Here is a 20,134-nt window from a genome sequence, read left to right as displayed (position 1 = left end):
CGGAACTTGCAAGTAGAGGAGAAGATGGGTGTGACCGATCGAACCGGGACCAGCGAGACACTCCGAGGTGCTCACCGGCAGCCGATGCCGTGTCCATGCTTGGAACTCGCTATCCGCGTAGCCCATCTTGGCCAGCGCTCACAAACCGGCGCGCAAAAAGGCCGGACATATGAGCGCAAGCGATCCGATCAAACTATCCGAACCAATCCTTGCAAGCAGGGGGCCGTCCACATATGAGCACCGGAAGCGCAGAAAACGCCATCAGATGGCCGCCAGAGTAGAGTTTCCAAACGGTCTCTCAGGTGCCGGCCCGCTTGCGGCGTGCGTAAAGCATGACGAGCGTCTCGGCGGTCATCGCCGGCCTCTGCTCGCCTTCGATCTCGACCGTATTGGCAGCTTTCATCAGATATTGCCCCGGGCCTTTGTCTTCCATCGACAACAGCGTGGTGCGCAGCCTGATTCGCGAGCCGACCCTGACCGGCGCCACGAAGCGCACTTTGTCGAAACCGTAGTTGAACGCGGCCTGCGTGTTTTCGGGTACGATGCCCATCTCGAGCGCCAGCGCGCCGATGATCGACAGGGTCAGATAGCCATGCGCGATCGTGGTACGGAACGGGCTTTGCCGCTTCGCCCGCTCGGGATCGACATGGATCCATTGATGATCGCCAGTGCAATCGGCAAACTGGTCGATGCGGTGCTGATCGACCAGTGTCCAGTCCGAGACGCCCAACTCCTGCCCGGCCATCGCCCTGAGTTGCTCGAAGGTCGGCGGCGTCCTCGGCCGTATCTGCGTCATTCCTGCTTTCCCGATCGCTTGCCTGTTCCGGACCACGACGGGCCGCCCCTGTCAATTCGCCAGTGCGATTCCAGCCCATAATCTTCGGCCGCGAACCGCCGGTCTTCGCCGCCGGCAAGCGTGCTGCCGGGGAACAGCTTACTTCTTGTCGTGGCCGGCGCGGATCTCCTCAATCGCCTCCTTGATGCGGCTGCGCAGGATTTCGATCGATTCGGTACCGGACGCCCTCGCCAGTTCGGCCATCTCGCCAGCATTCTTCAGCGCGGTCTCGAAGGATTTCCTGGCGAACGCCGCCTGCTTCTGCATCATTTCCTGCGGATTGCCGGGCGCCCTGTAGCTTTGTGCCATGTCGGTGATTTCGCGCAGCGTGTCCTGCAGCATCTCGCGTTGCCTGGACAACAGCGCCGACGCTCCGGCGGCACTCGCCCGTGCCGACTTCTCCAGCGCTTCCAAGTTTTTGCGGTTGTGAGCGAGGATCGCCTCGACGTCGACATTCGGCAGCTTCAGGTCGCGGCCGAACTTGCCGAACATGTCGATGAAGGACTCGGACTCCGGTCGTTTTGCCATGCTGGTTCTCTCCCCCTGTTGCCGTGAACGCCGCCACTGCACGGAAGATAGTGCAGCGAAGCCCAGCGGTCCATTCGGACGAGTCAGCCGACGAGAAACAGCCGTTCGGCGGTGTAGAGCACGAGCCCGGCAAGGCCACCGATGATCATGCCGTTGAAGCGGATATATTGCAGGTCCTTGCCGATGTTCATTTCGATCAGCTTTGTCAGTTGCGCGAGGTCCCAGCGCTTGACCTGGTCGGCGATGAACTTCGACACGCCGCTCTTCTGGCTTTCGACGAAGGACGCCAGCGCCACGATGAACCCCTGGTTCATGTCGGCCCTGATCTGCGCGTCGTCGGCAAGATGGCGGCCGACCTCGACGAACATGGTGGCGAGATGGTCGCGGATCATCGAATTCGGCGCCTTGGCGTCCTGTTCGATGAACAGCCGCAGGCTGTCCCACATATCGCCGGCCAGCGCGCTGAGCTCTGGCCGGGCAAGGAAATCGCGCTTCAGCTTTTCAGCGCGCCTGGCATATTGTTTGGATGTCCTCAACCGCTCGACGAAGGTTTCGACGAAAAGGTCGAATTCGGCTCGCATCGGATGGTGCGGATCGGCCCGCACCTCATCGAGCAGCGAGCCGGCCGACGCAATGATCTTCTTCAACAGATAGGCGTCGGCGCGAAACAGGTTGAACAGCGACGGCAGTTCCTCGCGGATCTTCTCGCGCATCGTCGCCAGCGCCTGCTCGTCGCTCAGGAAGCGGCCGACCACCTTGGTGAACTCGTCGAATAATTTCTGGTGGCGGCGATCGTCAGTCAGCGCCGACAGCAGCTCGGCGGCGAGCGGCGCCAGCGGCACCTTTTCGATCTGCTCCAGCATACGGCTGGTGACGAAGCCGCGCAGTCCGGATTGCTCGACCGCCGCCAGCGTCTGCGGCACCAGCCGGCCGACGAAGCGCGACAAATCGGCGGCGCGGTTCGGGTCGGCCAGCCAGTCCGCGACCAGCGCGGAAAAGTCGACCTCGGCGAGCTTTTCGCGCACCGGTTCCGGCGCCAGGAAATTCACCTCGATGAAGCGGCCGAGATTGTCGGCGATGCGATTCTGGTTTTCCGGGATGATGGCCGTATGCGGGATCGGCAGGCCAAGCGGCCGCCGAAACAGCGCCACCACCGCATACCAGTCCGCCAGGCCGCCGATCGTCGCCGCCTCGGCGAAAGCGGCGACGAAGCCCAACCACGCATGCCGGCTCTCGAGCGATTTCGCCACCGCAAAGACCAGCACGCAAAACGCAAGCGCTGCGGCGGCAACGAACTTGGTGCGCCTGAGCGCCGAAAGCTTGGCGTCGGCATCGGCGTCGAACCGGACGGACGCGACGGATGCAAATGCCGGGGCTGGTCGTGACATGATGGGCCGCTCCTGATCGTGTATGCGAACTTATCTAGTGTCGCCTGCCCCAGAAAGCGCGCCGCTGGTTCCGGTGCGCGCAATCGTGCACGCAAACTTGACGCCGGAATTCATCTATTATGCAGCGCCAGTCTGGAATTGTTCCAAACTATAGGCCATATTGACGCCAACCACTGTTATGTGAGGACACAATGCGGCTTACCCGTCAGACCAACTACGCCATGCGCATTCTGATGTATTGCGCCGCCAACACCGAGCGGTTGAGCCGCATCCCCGAGATCGCCGCCGCCTATTCGGTATCGGAACTTTTCCTGTTCAAGATCCTGCAGCCGCTGGTCGAAAACGGCCTGATCGAAACGGTGCGCGGCAGGAATGGCGGCGTCAGGCTCGGCCGCGCGGCCGAATCAATCAGCCTGTTCGATGTCGTGCGGGTGACGGAGGAAAGCTTTGCCATGGCCGAGTGCTTCGAGAACGACGCCGCCGAATGTCCGCTGGTTGACAGCTGCGCGCTGAATTCGGCATTGCGCGAAGCGCTCAACGCCTTCTTCGCCGTGCTGTCGCGCTACACGATCGCTGATTTAGTGGCGGCGCGCCCGAATGTGCGCCACCTGCTCGGCATCGACATGCTGGTGCAAAGGGCGCCGGCCGCCTGATTTTTGGTCGCATCTCAGTTGGTGAGGTCTGTTGAGATTCAGGTCAGGCCGAGCCGAAAATGGTGGGTTCCGAGAACCGGAACGGAGCGCACGTTTGGGTACGTGAGTACCGGAAGCGCAGGAAACCGCCATTTGCAGGCCGGCATCACCTGAATATCAACAGACCGACTGCGGCAATACGAACGGCATGTTTGCCGCCGGCAACACGCCGACCTTCAGCCGGCAATCGAAGACCTTTTCGATCAGCTCGTCGCTGAGCACCTGCTGCGGCGAACCTGTAGCGGCGAGCCTGCCGCGATGCATGACGAAAATCCGGTCGGCATACATTGCCGTCAAATTGAGGTCGTGCAGGATGGCGACCACGCCGCCTCCCCGTCTGGCGAAATCACGCGCGATGTCCATGATGATCAGCTGGTGCTTGATGTCGAGGCTGGACACCGGCTCGTCGAGGAACAAATAGCGCGGCTTGCCGTCGAGCACCGGCGCCCACACCTGGCAGAGTACGCGGGCAAGCTGCACGCGCTGCTGTTCGCCGCCGGACAGCTCCTGGTAGAAGCGGCCGGCGAAACCGTCGAGGTCGACGCGAGCCAGCGCCCGTTCGGGCAGGCGCTGGTCCTCGCCGGACAGCGCGCCGGAGCGCCCGCCGACCAGGCCCAGCCTGACGATCTCGCGCACGGTGAACGGAAACGACAGCGTCGTCGCCTGCGGCAGCACCGCGCGCACCGTCGCCGCCTCGACCGGCTTCATCGCGGATAGATGGCGGCCGTTGACGGTGACCTCTCCCGAATAGCCAAGATCGCCGGACAGTGCTCGGAGGAAGGTCGTCTTGCCCGAACCGTTGGGGCCGACGATGGCCGCGATTTCGCCGGGCCGCGCCTCGAAATCGACATTGGCGACAATGCGCTTGCCGCCGATCGCCACCGAGACATCGCGCGCTTCGATCATAGGCAAACTTTCACAAGTCGATGACGCCGCGCTTGCGCAGCAGGATCCACAGGAAGAACGGCGCACCGGCGACCGCGGTGACGATGCCGATCGGCAATTCGGCCGGGGCAACGATGGTGCGGGCAACGGCGTCGGCCAACAGCAGCAGCGCGGCGCCGAGCAGGGCCGATGCCGGCAGCAAATAACGGTTATCGGGGCCGATCAGCAGACGCAGCAGATGCGGCACGACGATGCCGACGAAACCGATGCCGCCGCTGACGGCGACCGACGCGCCGACCGCTGCCGAGACGCCGACAATCGCGGTGTATTTCAGCCGCTGCACCGGAATGCCGAGATGGCCGGCCGTGGCCTCGCCGAGCGCCAGCGCGTTGAGGCCGCGCGCCAGGAACGGCATTGCCGCCAGCGCCAGCACGATGACCGGCCCGCCCGAGCCGATCTTCTGCCAGGTTGCGCCGCCCAGCGAGCCGAGCTGCCAAAAGGTCAGGTCGCGCAATTGCCGGTCGTCGGCCATGAAGATCAGGATGCCGGTCAGCGCCATGGCAAGCGCCGCCAGCGCGATGCCGGCGAGCAGCATGGTGGCGACCGAGGTCCGGCCTTGCCGTGTCGCGACCTTATAGAGCAGCAATGTCGTCGCCAGCCCGCCGCAGAACGCAGCCAGCGGCAAAGCCATCGTGCCGAGCGCCGAAGTCAGCGGCGCCAGCATGGTCGAGCCAAGCACGATGACGGCGACCGCACCGAGGCTCGATCCGGCCGAAACGCCGATCAGGCCGGGGTCGGCCAGCGGATTGCGGAACAGCCCCTGCATGACGGCACCGGAGACGGCAAGCGATGCGCCGACCAGTACGCCCAGAATGACGCGCGGCAGACGGATGTCATGGATGATCAGGCGGTCGCGGGCGCTCAATGCCGCGTCGCCGGGCAACGCGCCGAACAGCCAGTCATGCATGACGCCGATGGCCGAGGCATCGGATGCGCCGGAGGTCAGAGACAATAGCGCGGCGATAGCCAGCCCGACGCAGAGCAGCACGACGACGAGGCGGGCGCGCCGCGAACGGTCACCCTCGGCTGCCGTCGTCATGATGCCCGCCGCACCGGCGATCGAATGATCGGCCATCGCGCTCAATCCGTGACCTGGCCGCCATAGAGCGAGACGGCGAGATCGTGGATGGCGTCGGCCGTGCGCGGGCCGAAGCCGAGCAGATAGCCGCCGTCCATGCGGATCAGCTTGCGGGCGGCACCCGCCGGCGTCGAAGCCACGGCAGGGTTCGAAAACAATTCGTCATCCGCGGTGGCCGGTCCGGCATTGTTCATCATCAGGATCACGTCGGGCCTGGCGGTGATGACTGCCTCGTCCGACAATTGCTTGTAGCCGGCAAAGCCGTCGATGGCGTTGATGCCGCCCGCAAGCTTGATAATGCCGTCGGCTGCGGTGTCGCTGCCGGCGGCAAGCAGCTTGCCGCCCTGCATCGACAGCACGAACAGGATGCGCTTGCGCTCCTTGATCGAGGCGGTCTGCTTTTCAGCTGCCTTCAGCTTGGCGTCGATCTGGGCTGCCAGGGCATCGGCCTTGGCCTCGACGCCGAGCGCCTTGCCGACGATGTGGATCTTTTCCAGAATGCCTTGATTATCATAGCGCTCGGGCACCTCGATGAACGGGATGCTCGATTTCTTCAGCACGTCGACGGCTTCCTTCGGTCCGCTGCCGTGCAGGGCCAATATACCCGATGGATTGACCGACAGCACGCCCTCCGGCGACAGCTGGCGCATGTAGCCGACATCAGGCAGTTCCGACGCCGCTTGCGGATAGCGGCTGGTCGAATCGCGCGCGACAAGGCGATCCTGTTCGCCGAGCGCGTAGACGATCTCGGTGATCGAGCCGCCGATGGCCACGATCCTCGAGCGGTCGGCGAAAGTCGCGATGCCTTCGGCGGCCTGAGCCGGCATCAGCGCGGCGAACGCCAGCAAAACAGCGGCCGCAGGACCAAGCGTCGACCTGGAGACCGATGCCAGCCTGGAGAAAAGAACCATCGTCGTTTTCCTCAGGCTGCAGTCGGGCTTGGGATACGCGGCAGGTTTTCGGCCAGAAAGCGCCAGTCTTCGCGCTCGCTTTCGCCTTCATGCCGCTTACCGAAGAACTGGATGATCATCTTGCCGTCGGCGCCATAGACTTCGAGCGAGGTGACATGGCCGTCCTTGGTCGGCTTGCGCACGGCCCAGACCTCATCGATGTGATCGGTCCGCAGGTGCAGATGGAAGGTCTCGTCGAGCACATTGAGCCATGGTCCCATCGGCTTGATCGAGGCGACGGGGCCGGAATGGATCTGGATGCAGCCGCGATTGCCGACAAAGCACATGATCGGCATGGCGCCAGCAGCGGCGTGGTTGAACATGGCGTTCACCGCATCCTTGTCGACCAGCCAGGCATAGTCCTGGCCGACCATGCGCACCGCCTGACGGCGACTGATCTTTAGTGTCTTCAACATGCCGAAGAACTGATGCACGTCGGTCAGTTGGCTCCAGCGGTCGCGCAGATCGTCGACGCTGGCCGAATTGTCCGCAGTCTCGGCCTCGTCGTCAGCCGCGCCCGCTGAAATTGCCACCGTCGTTTCCTGGTTCGGCGATTCCAGCCCGGCCACCAGCTTCTGATAGGCGTAGAGGTTGGATGCGGGTCTGAGATGCACCTTGTGCATCGCCTCGCCTGCGGTGTCGAAGAACTGCAGGCTGCGTCGGATGTCGGCGCCGTCGCGCTTTTCCACGGCAAAGCCGTGCGCCCAGACTTTCGGAAAGATGCGCAGGTCGATGTTTTCGCCGAGCACCATGGCATTGTGATTACCGGTGACGACCTTGTCGTAGACGCCGATCTTCTCGTGCACCGCGCTTTCGTTGCGGGTCAGCGCCATCACCTCACCGACAGCTTCGAGGCCAGTCAAAAGGTCGTTGACACGCGGCTCGACGCGCACGACGCCGTCGCCGCAATGCGCGGCGACCAGTTCGGCCTCCGAAATGCCGAGCTGGGCGGCGAGGTCGCGCTCGCGCATCTTCGGATTGTCTGCCCGTGCCCGCCGGATCTCGTGCGGGGCAGGTTTTACGCGCTGGTCCATTTCTACCACCTACTTGTTGAGGATGAGCTTGCCCTGCCGGGTGATCTTCAGCCGATACAGCGCACCGTGATGTTCGATGCCGATCTCGTGCTCGCCCTGGAACAGCGTGTTGCTGGACAGCGTTCTCACGGCCGATTGGACCCGGTCGAAACGGGCGGAATTTTCGTCGGAACGGCGGACGCGATAGCGAAAGTCGCTGGGATCGTGCGTGTTCATGGGTTCGCTCCCTGTTTTGTGCCGGGCATCTGGCTCGGCGCCTGCGTGAAATGCCGATTCAATTCTTGACTCGAATGGTCATGTTATCTAGCAGTGCAATACCGGAGTAAATGAGTCAACATTTAAGACGCCGGACACGATGAAAAATGCCAGCGAGCCCCAAGCCAGCCAGCATCGAACATGGATTCTTGGAGTTGCAGCATGGGGTTGGCGAATTGGGGACGGCCGGCGGGCAGCGGCCTGGCACACTGGTCGACGGCAAGCAAAATGGGGTCGATGGCAAGCAAAATGGCCGCGTTGCTGGCCGGCGCAGCGGCGATCCCGCTGCTCGCCACACCGGCCGGCGCCCAGCAGGCCGCCCAACCGGCAGCCGACCAGCAGCAGACTGACCCGTCTCAACAGCCCGAAAAGGTAAAGCCGGCCCCGGCGGGTACCACGCTGCTCGACAAGATCCTGATCCTCAGCCGTGCCGGCGAGACGGCGATCGAGTCGCTTGCTTCAGCCAGCCACGTCGACGAGGAACAGCTCGAGCGCCGCATGGCGACGACGCCCAACGAGATGCTGTTGGGTGTGCCGGGTGTCGCCGTCCAGGCCGACGCAAGGCGTGTCAGTTCCAGCATCAACATCCGCGGCCTGCAGGACTTCGGCCGCGTCTCCGTCATCGTCGACGGTGCCCGCCAGAATTTCCAGCGCTCGGATCATGGCACGCAATCGACCTTCTACATTGATCCCGAATTGATCAAATCCGTCGACGTGATCCGCGGCCCGGTCGCCAACACCTACGGCTCCGGAGCGATCGGTGGCGTCGTCTTTTTCGACACCAAGGATGCTCAGGATTTCCTCAAGCCGGACGAGACCTGGGCGGCATCAGCGACCGGACGTTATGAAACCAACGGTGAAGGCTGGAGCACCAGCGCCACCGGCGCCTATCGGATCAACGAGAACTGGGACGTGCTCGGCAATATCGTCTACCGCGACTATGACGACTACAAGCATGGCGGCGGCGACACTGTAGCGGGCACTGGCTTCGACGTCTTGAGCGGCCTCCTCAAGACGACCATCCGCCCCAGCGAAAACAGCGAGCTGAAGCTCGGCTGGATCGGCTCGAACGACGGATGGACCGAGACCAGCGGCAGTACGCCGGTGAACGACGCCGACCCGAAGGCGAATACCTTCACGGCCCGCTACAACATCACCGACGAAGACAAGAGCTGGCTCGATCTCCACATCAACGCCTCCTACAACAAGACCAAGCTCGATTTGACGACCCTTGTCGCGCAAAACCGGTTTGATCCGGTCACCGGCCTGCCTGTGGTTCTGCCGGCGGGTTCGAAATCGACGTTCGACATCGGCACCTCCGGCATCGACATTTGGAACACGTCGAGATTCGAGACCGTCGGCATTGCGCATGAGCTGACCTATGGTGGCGACTGGGTTGGCGACGATGTCGAGACAGGCGGCACGGCGGGCGGCGACAGTTTCTACACGCCCTCGGGCGATAGAAACGTCTCCGGCGCTTACGTCCAGGACAAGCTCACCTGGGACTGGCTCGAGGTCATCGCCGGGCTGCGCTACGACAGCTACAAGCTCGACAGCGATGTCGGCGAAACCTCTGGCAACCGGCTGTCGCCACGCATCACAGTAGGCGTTTCGCCCTTCGAAACCGCCAGCCTTTCCGGGCTGCAATTCTACGGCACCTTCGCAGAAGGCTACCGTTCTCCGTCGCTGTCGGAGACGCTGATCAGCGGCAATCATCCGGCAGGCGTCAGCTTCCCGTTCCTCCCCAATCCCAGTCTCAAGCCCGAAACCGGCAAGACCGTGGAATTCGGCGTCAACTACAGCACCAACGGCGTCATCCAGGCCGACGACGCGCTGCGGCTGAAGGCGGCCTATTTCAACAACAATGTCGACGATTACATCGACGGCGTAACTCTATCGGCGTTCGACCCGACCAGCGGCTGCCCGTTCGGTCCGGGCATACCGATCTGCTTCCAGTATCAGAATTTCGCCAAGGCCAAGATCCACGGCTTCGAGATGGAGGGCGTCTATGACGCAGCGTGGGGCTTTGCTGGCCTTTCCGCCTCGTTCACCGATGGCCACACGATTTCCTATGAAGGCGAACGGGCGGACCTTGTCACCGTCCCCTCCTCCCAGATCACCGGGCAACTCGGCTTTCGCTTCCTCGAGGACAGGCTGACCATCGGCGGTGAGGTGCAATACAACGGCAAGCCGCAGGGCAACGCGGTGGCCAAGGACTATACGCTGGTCAATGCCTTCGCCAGCTACCAGGCGACCGACAATTTCAAGGTCGATTTCCGCGCCGACAATCTGTTCGACGTCAAATATGCCAACCCGCTGAACGCGTCGACCACGAGTGTCGTCTACGAGCCCGGCGTTACGCTGAAGCTGGCGGCGACCATGAGGTTTGGAGGCTGACGATGATGCAAGGCGTGACAGCACCCCTTCGTCTGTTCGCCGCTGTGTTGGCAATGTCGCTTGCGGCGGCTCCGGCGTGGACACAACAGCAAGCGCCGGCGCTGATCCTCGAGCTCAACGGCGCGCAGCCTTCCGACAAGGGCTGCCGACTGACCTTCGTGGTCACCAACAATCTCGGCGCCGGTCTGTCCAAGGCGGCGTTCGAGATCGCATTGTTCAACGAGGCCGGCGTCGTCGATCGGCTGACCGTGCTCGATTTCAAGGAGCTGCCGGCAGGCAAGACCAAGGTGACGCGTTTCGACCTTGCCGGCACCGATTGCGGCAAGGTCAGCCGCGTGTTGATCAACAGCGCCACGGAATGCGCCGGTGCCGAGCCAAATGCCTGCATGCGCGGGCTGAAGACGCAGACCAGGACCGGCATCGCCTTCGGGGTCTGAATTGGGACTGGAACCCGCTTTCGCGCGAAACACCGTGGCGAGGCCGCTAGCCGGTTTCCTGCCGCCGGAACCGGACGATCCGGATTTCGCCATCCCGCGCGGGGCGCTACGTGTTTCGCCGCGCGACAGGCCGGAAGACAGTTACATCGCCGATGCCGACGGCGACTTGACTGCGGTACCTGTGGAGCCATTGCGGCAGGCACGACAGAAGCAGCGGCGCCGCAATTGGACGGTGGCGATAGCCTGCTCTTGCGCATTCCACGTAGCCGTGGCGCTGGCCTTTCTCACGCTGCCGGACGACCGGCCAAGGATCGAAGGTGCCGACCAGCAAGGCGAAATGCTGCTCGGCGCCGACCCGCAGCAGGCGGCCGGCGATGCCGCAGACGACCCGGAAGTGGCCAACGTAACGATGGTGACCATGCTGGACGCCAAGCCCGTCGAAACGGTCGAGGCACAGGCGACCGCGGCGGAGGAGACGCTCCAGCCGGTCACTGACGCGGCCGAAGCATCGGGAACAGAAATGGTCGAGCCGGTCAGCGAGGCCGCAACGGAAACTGCTGCCCTTGCCGATCGCACAGAGCCGGCACCTGCCCAAGCCGTCCAGCCTGCCGGCCAGGACCCATCGCCCGACATCCTTGCGACCGACAGGCTGGTGCCTGCCGACGACAATGCCGTGCCGCCGCCAGTCAGCGCTGCCAACCCTGCCGAGACAGATGCACCTGCACCAGCCGACCCGGCGCCGGGCGAAACTGTTCAGACGACCGAGACAGTCGGCGCGGCGGAAGAATCGAAGCCGGACAGGCCGGAGCCCAAGCAGCCGAAGAAGGCAACCGCTAAGAACAAGTCGGCCAAGAAGGCCGAACCAAACGAGCCTGAAAAGCCGGCCCTGCGCAGGAAGGCGGGCAAGGCACTTGCCAAAGCCGATTCCAAGAAGAGAAAGACCGGTTCCGACGGCCGTCACGAAACGGATGTCGCGCGCGGGATGGCCGACGGACAGAAGGATGGCAAGATCCTGACCGCCAGCAGGGGCGGCAAGTCCAGCATCGGCAATGCAGCCGTCACGAACTATCCCGGCAAGATCCGGTCAAAGCTGGTGCAGGCCTTCAATTCGACACGCACGCGCGCCACCGGCACAGCTACGGTTGCTTTCACTGTCGCTTCGAACGGCAGCGTCCGGTCGGCCAGGCTGACGGGCAGTTCAGGCGTTGCCGCGCTGGACAAGGCCGCTCTCGACGCGGTCCGCCGGGCTTCTCCGTTTCCCCCGATTCCAGACGGAGCCGGTCGCTCGGCCTGGCAGTTCGAAGTGCCGCTCGGTATCAGGTAACGATCGTCACCATGCGGCAACAAAGTCGGCGCCGCCCCTGCCCGCGATACGCGAGCCCTGGCGAAACCTACGCCGCGGCCAGCAGGCTGGCATTGCCGCCCGCCGCCGTGGTGTCGACGCAGACCGCGCGCTCGTGCGCATAAGCGGCCGGATAATAGATTTCGCTGACCAGCGGCACGATCGGGCCGGCGCGCTCGGCGATGACCTTGCGCACGATGCGCGCGGCCTCGAGGGTGCCAGAAAAGGCGACGACATCGACCCGCAGCGAGCGCGCTTCGACTGGGTCCGGTCTGCCGTCGATGGCCGCCAGCGGCAGGCCCTTGCCGGTCAGCGCCGATAGCGCAGCCGGCGCGCCGGGTGCGACGGCGAGCACCGCATTGCCGGCGGCCAGCGCCTGGATCGTCTGCGCAAGCAGCGTGTCGGCGTCCGGGCCGAGGCAGAGCACGCGCCCGCGGGGCGACAGCGACAGCGTGTTGGCCTCGCCGGTCGGCCCGGGCAGGTCGACCTGGCCGAAATCGATCGCGGCGGCAGCACCGATGGCCGCCGCGCCCTTGCCGCGGAGATGTTTCCTCAGGATGGCGACGCGGTCCGGCCGCGTCGACCAGCCGCCAAACGCCGGGTCCGGCAGATTGTCGGCGAGCTCGGTCGCCGTCACCTTGCGGCCTTCGGCAAGATGGGTGCCGGCCTCCGGCCCCTTGCGGAAGCGCCGGAGATAATGTGGCCCGCCGGCCTTCGGCCCGGTGCCGGAAAGCCCCTCGCCGCCGAACGGCTGCGCGCCGACGACGGCGCCGATCTGGTTGCGGTTGACGTAGATGTTGCCGGCATGGATGCCGTCGACGAAATGCTGGGCGCGGCCTTCGATGCGGGTGTGCAGGCCGAAGGTCAGGCCATAGCCTTTGCGGTTGATCGCGGCGATCACAGCATCGATCTCGTCGGCATCGAAGGTGGCGACATGCAGCACCGGCCCGAACACCTCGCGCTCCAACTCCTCGATGCCCTTGACCCGAAAGACGTGCGGCGCGACGAAGCGGCCGTCCTTCGGCGCTTCGAGCTTGGCGATCAGCCGGCCCTGCAGGCCCATTTTCGTGCAATAGTCGCGGATCGACGCTTGTGCCTCGTCATCGATGACCGGGCCGACGTCGGTCGAGATCCGCCAAGGGTCGCCGAGGCTGAGCGCTTCCATCGCGCCCTTCAGCATCTCAAGCATCTTCTTCTCGACGTCCTTCTGCACGTAGAGCATGCGCAATGCCGAGCAGCGCTGGCCGGCGCTCTGGAATGCGGAGGCGAGGATGTCGCGCACCGCCTGTTCGGGAAGTGCGGTGGAATCGACGATCATGGCGTTGAGGCCGCCGGTCTCGGCAATCAGCATGGCGTCAGGCGCGGCGGTGTCGGCGAGCTGCTTTTCGATCAGCTTGGCGACCTCGGTCGAGCCGGTGAAGCAGACGCCGGCAATGCGCGGATCGGCGGTCAGCGGGCCGCCGACCGTGGGGCCGTCGCCGGGCAGAAGCTGGATGATGTCTTCCGGCACGCCGGCCTCGCGCAGCAGCTGGACAGCGCGGAAGGCGATCAGCGGCGTCTGTTCGGCAGGCTTGGCGATGACGGAATTGCCGGTGACGAGCGCTGCTGCGATCTGCCCGGTGAAGATGGCCAGCGGAAAATTCCACGGCGAGATGCAGGCAATGGCGCCGCGCGCCTCCGTTCCAGCTTCGGCATTGGCGGCCTCGGCAGCATAGTAGCGCAGGAAATCGACCGCCTCACGCACCTCGGCGACGCCGTCGGCCAATGACTTGCCGGCCTCGCGGGCGGCCAGCGCGAAGAACTCGACGGCGTTCGCCTCATAGAGATCGGCCGCCCGGTTGAGAATGGCAGCGCGCTCGGCGACCGGGCGTCTTGCCCATGCCGGTTGTGCTTCGACGGCGATGCGCACGGCGGTCTCGACCTGCTTGGCGCCGGCCTCGCTGACCGTGCCGACCACTTCTGAAGGTTTTGCCGGATTGACGACCGGACGCTGCTTGCCGTAGCCGGCGGCGCGGCTGACCGGCTTGGCGTGCCAGCGGTCCGGCCCGGCGAACTCGGCCCTGGCCTTGTCGATCGCCGCGAGCGTCAGCGTGTCGGTGATGTCGAAACCCTTGGAATTGCGCCGGCCGGGGCCAAAGATCGCCGACGGCGGCACGATCGCCGGATTGGCGGCGGGGCCTTGTTTCTCCACCGTCTCGAGCGGGTCGCGGGCGATGTCCTCGGGCTCGACCTCCTCGTCGGTGAGCTGGTGGACAAAGGAGGAGTTGGCGCCGTTTTCGAGCAGCCGGCGGACCAGGTAGGCGAGCAGGTCGGAATGAGCGCCGACCGGCGCATAGATGCGGCAGCGCGTGCCTTCGGCCTTGCGCACCGTCTCGTGCAGAGCTTCGCCCATGCCATGCAGCCGCTGGAACTCGAATGTATCGCGCTCCGTCGTCATCGACAGGATGGCGGCGACGGTGTGGGCGTTGTGGGTGGCGAATTGCGGGTAGATGCGGTCGGTCATCGACAAAAGCTTCTTCGCGCAGGCCAGGTAGGAGACGTCGGTGTTGGCCTTGCGGGTAAAGACCGGATAGCCGTCGAGCCCGAGCGTCTGCGCCCGCTTGACCTCGGTGTCCCAATAGGCGCCCTTGACCAGCCGCACCATGATGCTGCGGTCGTATTTCCTCGCCAGTTCGTAGAGCCAGTCGATGACGAAGGCGGCGCGCGGGCCATAGGCCTGCACGACGACGCCAAAGCCGTTCCAGCCGGCAAGCTCCGGTTCGGCCAGCACGCGCTCGATGACGTCGAGCGACAAATCGAGACGGTCGGCTTCCTCGGCGTCGATGTTGAGCCCCATGCGCGAATGGCGCGCCGCCAGCGCCAGCGACAGCAGCCGCTCGGCCATGACGGGCAGCATCTTTTCCTTCTGCGTCACTTCATAGCGCGGATGCAGCGCCGACAGTTTTACCGAGATGCCGTGATTCTGGCGGATGTCGGGGCCGTTGGCGCCGGCATCGAGCGACGAGATGGCGTCGGCATAGGCCTTGAGATAGCGCAGGGCGTCGGCCTCGGTGCGGGCCGCTTCGCCCAGCATATCGAAGGAATAGAGGTAGCCCTTCTGCGTCATCGGCCGGCCGCGCTTGACGGCCTCGGCAATCGTGCGGCCGAGCACGAACTGCTCGCCCATTTCACGCATGGCGGCGGCGACCGCCTTGCGGATGACCGGCTCGCCCAGCCGGCGCACCATGGCGCGCAGCGTGCCTTCGATGCCGCCCTCGCCCTCGTCGAGCACCCGGCCTGTCAGCATCAGCGCCCAGGTCGACGCATTGATGAAGATCGAGCTCGAGCCGCCTGAATGCGCCGACCAGTCATGCGGCGCGATCTTATCGGCGATGAGGTCGTCCATCGTCTCGGTGTCGGGCACCCGCAGCAGCGCTTCGGCCAGGCACATCAGCGCGACGCCCTCCTTGGTGGAAAGGCCGTAGGCGGACAGAAAGACCTCCATCAGCCGCGGATCGGACGAGCCGCGCACCGCCCGCACCAGATCGGCGGCGCGGGCCGAGATCGCCTTTCGGTCTTTCCCCGAGAGCCCCGTCGCCTCGGCCAGCCGCTTCACCGCCTGGTCTTCGTCGGGCAAATAATTGGCACGGATCTGCTGGCGGATGGTGTCGAGCGCTGGCATGGCGGTCCTGTAGAGCGAGCATAAGAGAGCGGGCCGGCCGTCACCGGACCGAATGGCGCAAGCTAACATAAGTAGGGAGTCCAGTCGGTCCAAAGAAATCGACAGGACAGGTCGATTGATCTATCATTAGGACGGATAACCTCCAATTCGACCAGGAATCCGATGGCAGAAGACCAATTGGACCGGATCGACAGGAACATCCTGTTGGCCCTGGGCAGCAATGGCCGGCTTTCCATGTCGGAACTGGCGGCGAAAGTCGGCCTGTCGAAGACGCCGGTGCAGGCACGGGTGAAGCGGCTGGAGAAGGACGGCTTTATCAGGGGCTACCAGGCGATCATCGACCGTGAGCGCATGGGCGAAGGCCATGTCGCCTTCGTCCAGGTGAAACTGTCCGACACCCGCTCGGCCGCGCTCGACGCCTTCAACCGCGCCGTGCAGGCGGTGCCGGAGATCGAGCAGTGCCATATGATGGCGTCGAGCTTCGACTATCTCCTGAAAGTCCGCACTACCGACATCGCCGCCTATCGCCGCGTGCTCGGCGAGCGCATCTCCGCCCTGCCGCACGTCGCCCAGACCTCGACGTTTGTCGCGATGGAGACGGTGAAGGACCGGTGAGTATCTCTGCATACAGACCGATGTCAGCGGCCGATCCAACGCTGGCGATTAGCCTATCCCCACCATCCCTTCGTCATCCCAGGGCGGAGCAAGGAGCGAAGCGACGCGGCACAGACCCTGGGATGACGAAGTGGAGGGATGTCTCAGCTAATCTCGAGGCTTTGTGATTGCCACCTTTTTAATTTGCTTCAAGTCGGGAAAGTCGAAATCTATCTTCACGTCCCGGCAAACCCAACCTCACTCCGTCAGCGTCTTCAAAAACGCCACCAGCGCCGCGCGCTCGCGGTCCGAAAGCTGCAGCGGGTGGACCTCCGACACACCCTCGACACTTGCCGGCGCCTTCGAATAATGCGCCACCACCTCGTCCAGCGAGGAAAACTGCCCGGCATGCATGTAGGGCGGACGGGTGGCGGCACCGCGCAGCGACGGCGTCTTGTAGGCGCGGACGAGTTCCGGCCCGGTCTTGACCATGAAGCGCAGCTCGCGGCAGGCGCTGGCATCGCCGTCGCGAAAGGCGCCGAAACAGTTGAACGGGTCGGCCTCGACCTGCGCCACCGCGTCGACGCGGCCGCGATCCGGCGGCAGGCCCGCGACCGGCGGCACGCCGGTGTTGTGAAAACTGCCGTCGGCAAAACGCGCGCCGTTGTGGCAGGTCACGCAATTGGCCTTGCCGATGAACAATTTCAGCCCGAGGATTTCCTCCGGCGAAAAGGCGGCGTCGCCTTTCGGCTCGGCGCCAGCGGCCAGATCGTTGGCGAAGCGGTCGAAGCGTGTCTGCGGCGGCGCGATCGAGCGCTCGAAGGCGGCGACCGCCTTGCCGATATTGGCAAAGACGCGGTTGACCTCCTCGGCTTGGCTGGCGGGCATGGCGTTCCAGGCCGCCTTCTCGGCATCGGTGCCGAGCGGGCTGGCATTGGCCGGCACGCCCGAAAGGTTCGGCAGCGGCCCGAAGATGCGCTCGTAGCGCTCGCCGAAGCGTGCCTTGATGTAATGCGCGAAGGCGGCGCGGTTGCCGGCCTGCTCCAGCGGATTTTCGAGCGGTGTCAGCGCTTGCGCCCACAGGCTGTCGCGCCGCCCGTCCCAGAAGAACCAGGGATCATGCGCGACGCCGGCCAACGGCATGGTGCGCCGGTTGGTGCGGCCGACGCCGACCGCCTGCGGCAGGTCGTCCTGGAACTGCCGGTCGATCTTGTGACAGGTCGAGCAGGATACCGTGCCGCCGCCGCTCATCCCGGTGTCGAAGAACAGCGTCGAACCGAGTGCCGCGGCGGCCGGCGCGTCGGCAAAGCGATTGGTGGTGTCCGGCTTCAACGGCGGCAGCTTGGATAGGGCCAGCGAGGCGATGGTCTGCTTTTCGGCGTCGGAAAACTCCGGTCTGCCGCAGCCGGCAAGCACGGCCACCACCACCAACGCGAGAAGACTGGAAAACCGGGCCATCAGTGGCTCACAGCACCACGTTGAAGACAACTGTGTCCGAACCGGCCGCAGCGGAAATGGCAAAATGCAATTGCCACCACCCGCTCATCGTGAATTTCACGCCGTCGATGCGATAGCGCCCCTCGCCGAGGTAATCGGTCGCCTGCGGGCTGGTCGGTAGACCGTGCTTGTGCTGCGGCATGCCGCCGGAAATCGTTATCGCAGCACCTTCCACCGGCGCACCCTCGACGGTTTTCAGCGTCAGCAGCCAGGATTCCAGTTCGCCCTGCCGGATGACGCCCTTCTCGGGCTCGAAAGTCGCCACGAACAGCTTGTTCGCTGTCGTCTTGGAACGGCCTACGTCCGAGCTTGGTTGCGGCGCATGCGGCGCCGCCAGATAGACGACGGCCAGCACGCCGGCGAGCAAGGTAGCCAAGCCGAGGCCTCCAAGAAGATAACGCCATAACGATGCCAAACCTATTCCTGTTCTGCGGATAACGTTTCGCTGGGCAGATCGCGTCCCACGCCCCTGTGGGAAATTGCGCCCAGTGCAAGAATCCGCCATCGCCAAGCATGGCGCTGCCGGCCGCAAAAAGCTACAGCACCGCAATTGCACGGATGGAGGAGTACTTCATGGCAGGAAACGGCGTCGCCTCGATCGGCGAGTGCATGCTCGAGCTGTCAGGCCAGGCCGGGCCGAACTGGCGCATGGGCTTTGCCGGCGACACGTTCAATACTTTGTGGGCGCTGCATGCCTTGAGCGGCAAGCGGCCGGCGACGTTTGTCTCGGCCTTCGGCGACGACCCGTTCTCGCGCGACCAGATCAAGTTCCTGGCCGAAAACGGCATCGGTATTGGCGCCAGCCCGGTGATAGCGGGCGCCCGCCCCGGCCTCTATGCGATCACGCTGACAGGCGCCGAACGTTCTTTCACCTATTGGCGGGCCGATGCGGCCGCAAGGCAGCTGGCCTCGGACCCAGCCGCTTTGCAGAAAAGCCTTGAAAACCAGGCGCTTGTCTATTTTTCCGGCATCACTTTGGCAATCCTCGACGAGGATGCATGCAACGTGCTGCTGACGGCCGTGGCCAAGGCGCGCGCGGCCGGCTCGCTGATTGCCTTCGATCCCAATTACCGGCCGCGGCTTTGGCGCCGGCGCGAGGAAGCGCAGGCCGCGATCCTCGAGGCGCTCGCCGTCGCCGACATCGCGCTGCCCACCTTTCCCGACGAGCAGATGCTGTTTGGTGATACGACACCGCAGGAAAGCGCCGAACGGCTGCGAAAGCTGGTCGGCGAAGTCGTCGTCAAGAACGGCGAGGAACCGGCGCTGATCGCGCAAAACGGAATCTTGCAATCGGTGCCGGCGGTACACGTGGCCAACCCGGTCGACACCACCGGCGCCGGCGACTCCTTCAACGGCGCCTATCTCGCCGCCCGCCTTGCCGGCCATGGGCCGACTGAGGCGGTGCAACGCGCCCATCGCGTCGCCGCCGCCGTCGTGCAGGTGCGCGGCGCACTCGCGCCGTTCGAGACGCTGCGGGCAGCGTTCGAAGGACTTGCTATCTGACCTTGATGACGACCTTGCCCTTGGCGCGTCCTGTTTCGACATAGGCTAGGGCGTCATTCGTCGCTTCGAATGGGAAGACCCGATCCAAAACCGGGCGGATCGCGCCGGCTTCGATGAGGGCGGTGATTTTGCTTAGTTGATCGCCCTGCGCCCACATGAAAATGAATGAAAACTGCACCCCGCGGCGCTTGGCTTTGGCCCGAATTCCGCGGCTGAGTAGGTGCAGCACCAGCCTCAGCATCAAATTCAGTCCCTTTTCCCTGGCAAATTCGGGATCCGGTGGACCGGAAATGGAGATGAGCTTGCCACCCAGTTTCAGCACGCTCAGGGATTTTTCCAGTGTTTTGGCGTCCTGGCTGTTCAAGACGACATCGTAGCCCGACAGAACTTTCTCGAAGTCGTCTTTCCTGTAGTCGACAACGACATCGGCGCCGAGACTTTTGACCAGATCGGCACTCGCCGCGCTCGCGGTTGTCGCAACGGTCGCGCCGAGGTGCTTGGCCAGTTGAATGGCGAATGTTCCCACGCCGCCGGAACCAGCCTGAATGAATACCTTCTGTCCCTTCTTCAGGTTTGCCCTTTCTATGAGCGTCTGCCAGGCGGTCAGCCCGACCAGGGGAATCGAGGCCGCCTCTTCCATGCTGAGATTCGCAGGCTTCAAGGCTACGTCGGCCTCATTCACGGCAATGAATTCGGCGAATGTCCCAATCCGGCCATCGCGCGGCCGCGCATAGACATCGTCGCCGGCTTTGAACTTGCGGACTTTCGATCCCACGCGAACAACCTTCCCGGCCACGTCGTGGCCCAGGGTGAAGGGCCGGCGATAGGGCAGGATGAGTTTAAATTCTCCGGTTCTGACCTTGGAATCGAGCAGGTTCACCCCTGCGGCATGGACCTCGACCAGAACATCGCTGTCCTGCAGCTCCGGCTCCGGCATTTCGGCCAGCCGCAGAATGCCCTTTTTATTATACTTATCGACAACGAATGCCTTCATGGCA

At 64.2% G+C, this 20,134-nt stretch carries 18 protein-coding genes; 6 read left to right on the top strand and 12 right to left on the bottom strand.

The features are described 5' to 3' along the window. Positions 1-298: 298 nt before the first annotated feature. The 3 genes from NKJ40_RS25410 to NKJ40_RS25400 form a co-directional block, all read right to left on the bottom strand. A complete protein-coding gene (locus NKJ40_RS25410; RefSeq protein ID WP_352468430.1) occupies positions 299-796 on the bottom strand; it encodes a MaoC family dehydratase in 498 nt (165 codons plus the stop codon). Positions 797-934: 138 nt separating this feature from the next. Further along, positions 935-1,363 (bottom strand): phasin family protein, encoded by a 429-nt coding sequence (locus NKJ40_RS25405; RefSeq protein WP_352468429.1) that lies wholly within the window; start codon positions 1,361-1,363, stop codon positions 935-937. Positions 1,364-1,446: 83 nt separating this feature from the next. Next, positions 1,447-2,751 carry a DUF445 domain-containing protein gene (locus NKJ40_RS25400; protein WP_352468428.1) on the bottom strand — a complete coding sequence of 435 codons (1,305 nt, stop codon included), beginning with the start codon at positions 2,749-2,751 and terminating at the stop codon, positions 1,447-1,449. A gap of 191 nt (positions 2,752-2,942) precedes the next feature. Here NKJ40_RS25400 and rirA point away from each other — a divergent pair, with 191 nt between their 5' ends. After that, positions 2,943-3,404, top strand: a complete 462-nt coding sequence (gene rirA / locus NKJ40_RS25395; RefSeq protein ID WP_023676431.1) for an iron-responsive transcriptional regulator RirA — start codon at positions 2,943-2,945, stop codon at positions 3,402-3,404. Between the two features lie 156 nt (positions 3,405-3,560). Here rirA and NKJ40_RS25390 read toward each other — a convergent pair whose 3' ends face one another. Genes NKJ40_RS25390 through hemP form a run of 5 tightly spaced genes read right to left on the bottom strand, consistent with a single transcriptional unit; the run spans position 3,561 to position 7,666 of the window. Further along, entirely contained in the window at positions 3,561-4,349 is a 789-nt protein-coding gene (locus tag NKJ40_RS25390; protein ID WP_352468427.1) for a heme ABC transporter ATP-binding protein, read from the bottom strand. 10 nt (positions 4,350-4,359) lie between these two features. Then, on the bottom strand, positions 4,360-5,463 hold the full coding sequence (locus tag NKJ40_RS25385; RefSeq protein ID WP_352468426.1) for a FecCD family ABC transporter permease: 1,104 nt from the start codon (positions 5,461-5,463) through the stop codon (positions 4,360-4,362). Between the two features lie 5 nt (positions 5,464-5,468). Beyond that, entirely contained in the window at positions 5,469-6,377 is a 909-nt protein-coding gene (locus NKJ40_RS25380; RefSeq protein WP_352468425.1) for a heme/hemin ABC transporter substrate-binding protein, read from the bottom strand. A gap of 11 nt (positions 6,378-6,388) precedes the next feature. After that, positions 6,389-7,450, bottom strand: coding sequence for a hemin-degrading factor (locus tag NKJ40_RS25375; RefSeq protein ID WP_352468424.1), 1,062 nt, complete (start codon positions 7,448-7,450; stop codon positions 6,389-6,391). A 9-nt stretch (positions 7,451-7,459) separates the two neighbouring features. After that, on the bottom strand, positions 7,460-7,666 hold the full coding sequence (hemP, locus tag NKJ40_RS25370) for a hemin uptake protein HemP (protein ID WP_352468423.1): 207 nt from the start codon (positions 7,664-7,666) through the stop codon (positions 7,460-7,462). Between the two features lie 288 nt (positions 7,667-7,954). On the opposite strand from hemP, the gene NKJ40_RS25365 reads away from it, so the two are divergent. From NKJ40_RS25365 to NKJ40_RS25355, 3 genes are read left to right on the top strand one after another with little or no spacing between them, the layout of a single operon-like run. Next, complete coding sequence (locus NKJ40_RS25365; RefSeq protein ID WP_352468422.1) at positions 7,955-10,102, top strand: TonB-dependent hemoglobin/transferrin/lactoferrin family receptor; 2,148 nt, start codon at positions 7,955-7,957, stop codon at positions 10,100-10,102. 5 nt (positions 10,103-10,107) lie between these two features. Beyond that, a complete protein-coding gene (locus NKJ40_RS25360; RefSeq protein ID WP_352468433.1) occupies positions 10,108-10,539 on the top strand; it encodes a hypothetical protein in 432 nt (143 codons plus the stop codon). A 1-nt stretch (position 10,540) separates the two neighbouring features. Continuing rightward, positions 10,541-11,863 (top strand): energy transducer TonB family protein, encoded by a 1,323-nt coding sequence (locus NKJ40_RS25355; RefSeq protein ID WP_352468421.1) that lies wholly within the window; start codon positions 10,541-10,543, stop codon positions 11,861-11,863. 67 nt (positions 11,864-11,930) lie between these two features. Here NKJ40_RS25355 and putA read toward each other — a convergent pair whose 3' ends face one another. Continuing rightward, on the bottom strand, positions 11,931-15,542 hold the full coding sequence (gene putA, locus NKJ40_RS25350; RefSeq protein WP_352468420.1) for a bifunctional proline dehydrogenase/L-glutamate gamma-semialdehyde dehydrogenase PutA: 3,612 nt from the start codon (positions 15,540-15,542) through the stop codon (positions 11,931-11,933). A gap of 162 nt (positions 15,543-15,704) precedes the next feature. Here putA and NKJ40_RS25345 point away from each other — a divergent pair, with 162 nt between their 5' ends. Further along, positions 15,705-16,157 (top strand): Lrp/AsnC family transcriptional regulator, encoded by a 453-nt coding sequence (locus NKJ40_RS25345; protein ID WP_352468419.1) that lies wholly within the window; start codon positions 15,705-15,707, stop codon positions 16,155-16,157. 237 nt (positions 16,158-16,394) lie between these two features. Here the strand turns inward: NKJ40_RS25345 and NKJ40_RS25340 are convergent, their stop codons facing one another. Continuing rightward, complete coding sequence (locus NKJ40_RS25340; protein WP_352468418.1) at positions 16,395-17,594, bottom strand: cytochrome-c peroxidase; 1,200 nt, start codon at positions 17,592-17,594, stop codon at positions 16,395-16,397. Between the two features lie 7 nt (positions 17,595-17,601). Continuing rightward, positions 17,602-18,048 carry a FixH family protein gene (locus tag NKJ40_RS25335; protein ID WP_352468417.1) on the bottom strand — a complete coding sequence of 149 codons (447 nt, stop codon included), beginning with the start codon at positions 18,046-18,048 and terminating at the stop codon, positions 17,602-17,604. A 158-nt stretch (positions 18,049-18,206) separates the two neighbouring features. On the opposite strand from NKJ40_RS25335, the gene NKJ40_RS25330 reads away from it, so the two are divergent. Next, the gene (locus NKJ40_RS25330; protein ID WP_352468416.1) at positions 18,207-19,136 is read left to right on the top strand and encodes a sugar kinase; all 930 of its coding nucleotides are present in this window, start codon (positions 18,207-18,209) and stop codon (positions 19,134-19,136) included. On the opposite strand, the gene NKJ40_RS25325 is transcribed toward NKJ40_RS25330, so the two are convergent. After that, the gene (locus tag NKJ40_RS25325) at positions 19,129-20,130 is read right to left on the bottom strand and encodes an NADP-dependent oxidoreductase (protein WP_352468415.1); all 1,002 of its coding nucleotides are present in this window, start codon (positions 20,128-20,130) and stop codon (positions 19,129-19,131) included. The two genes, NKJ40_RS25330 and NKJ40_RS25325, sit on opposite strands and share 8 nt — an antisense overlap. Positions 20,131-20,134: the final 4 nt, after the last annotated feature.

This window comes from Mesorhizobium sp. M0119 (assembly GCF_040322615.1).
GTDB lineage: Bacteria > Pseudomonadota > Alphaproteobacteria > Rhizobiales > Rhizobiaceae > Mesorhizobium.
This window is presented reverse-complemented; position numbering and strand designations above follow the sequence as displayed.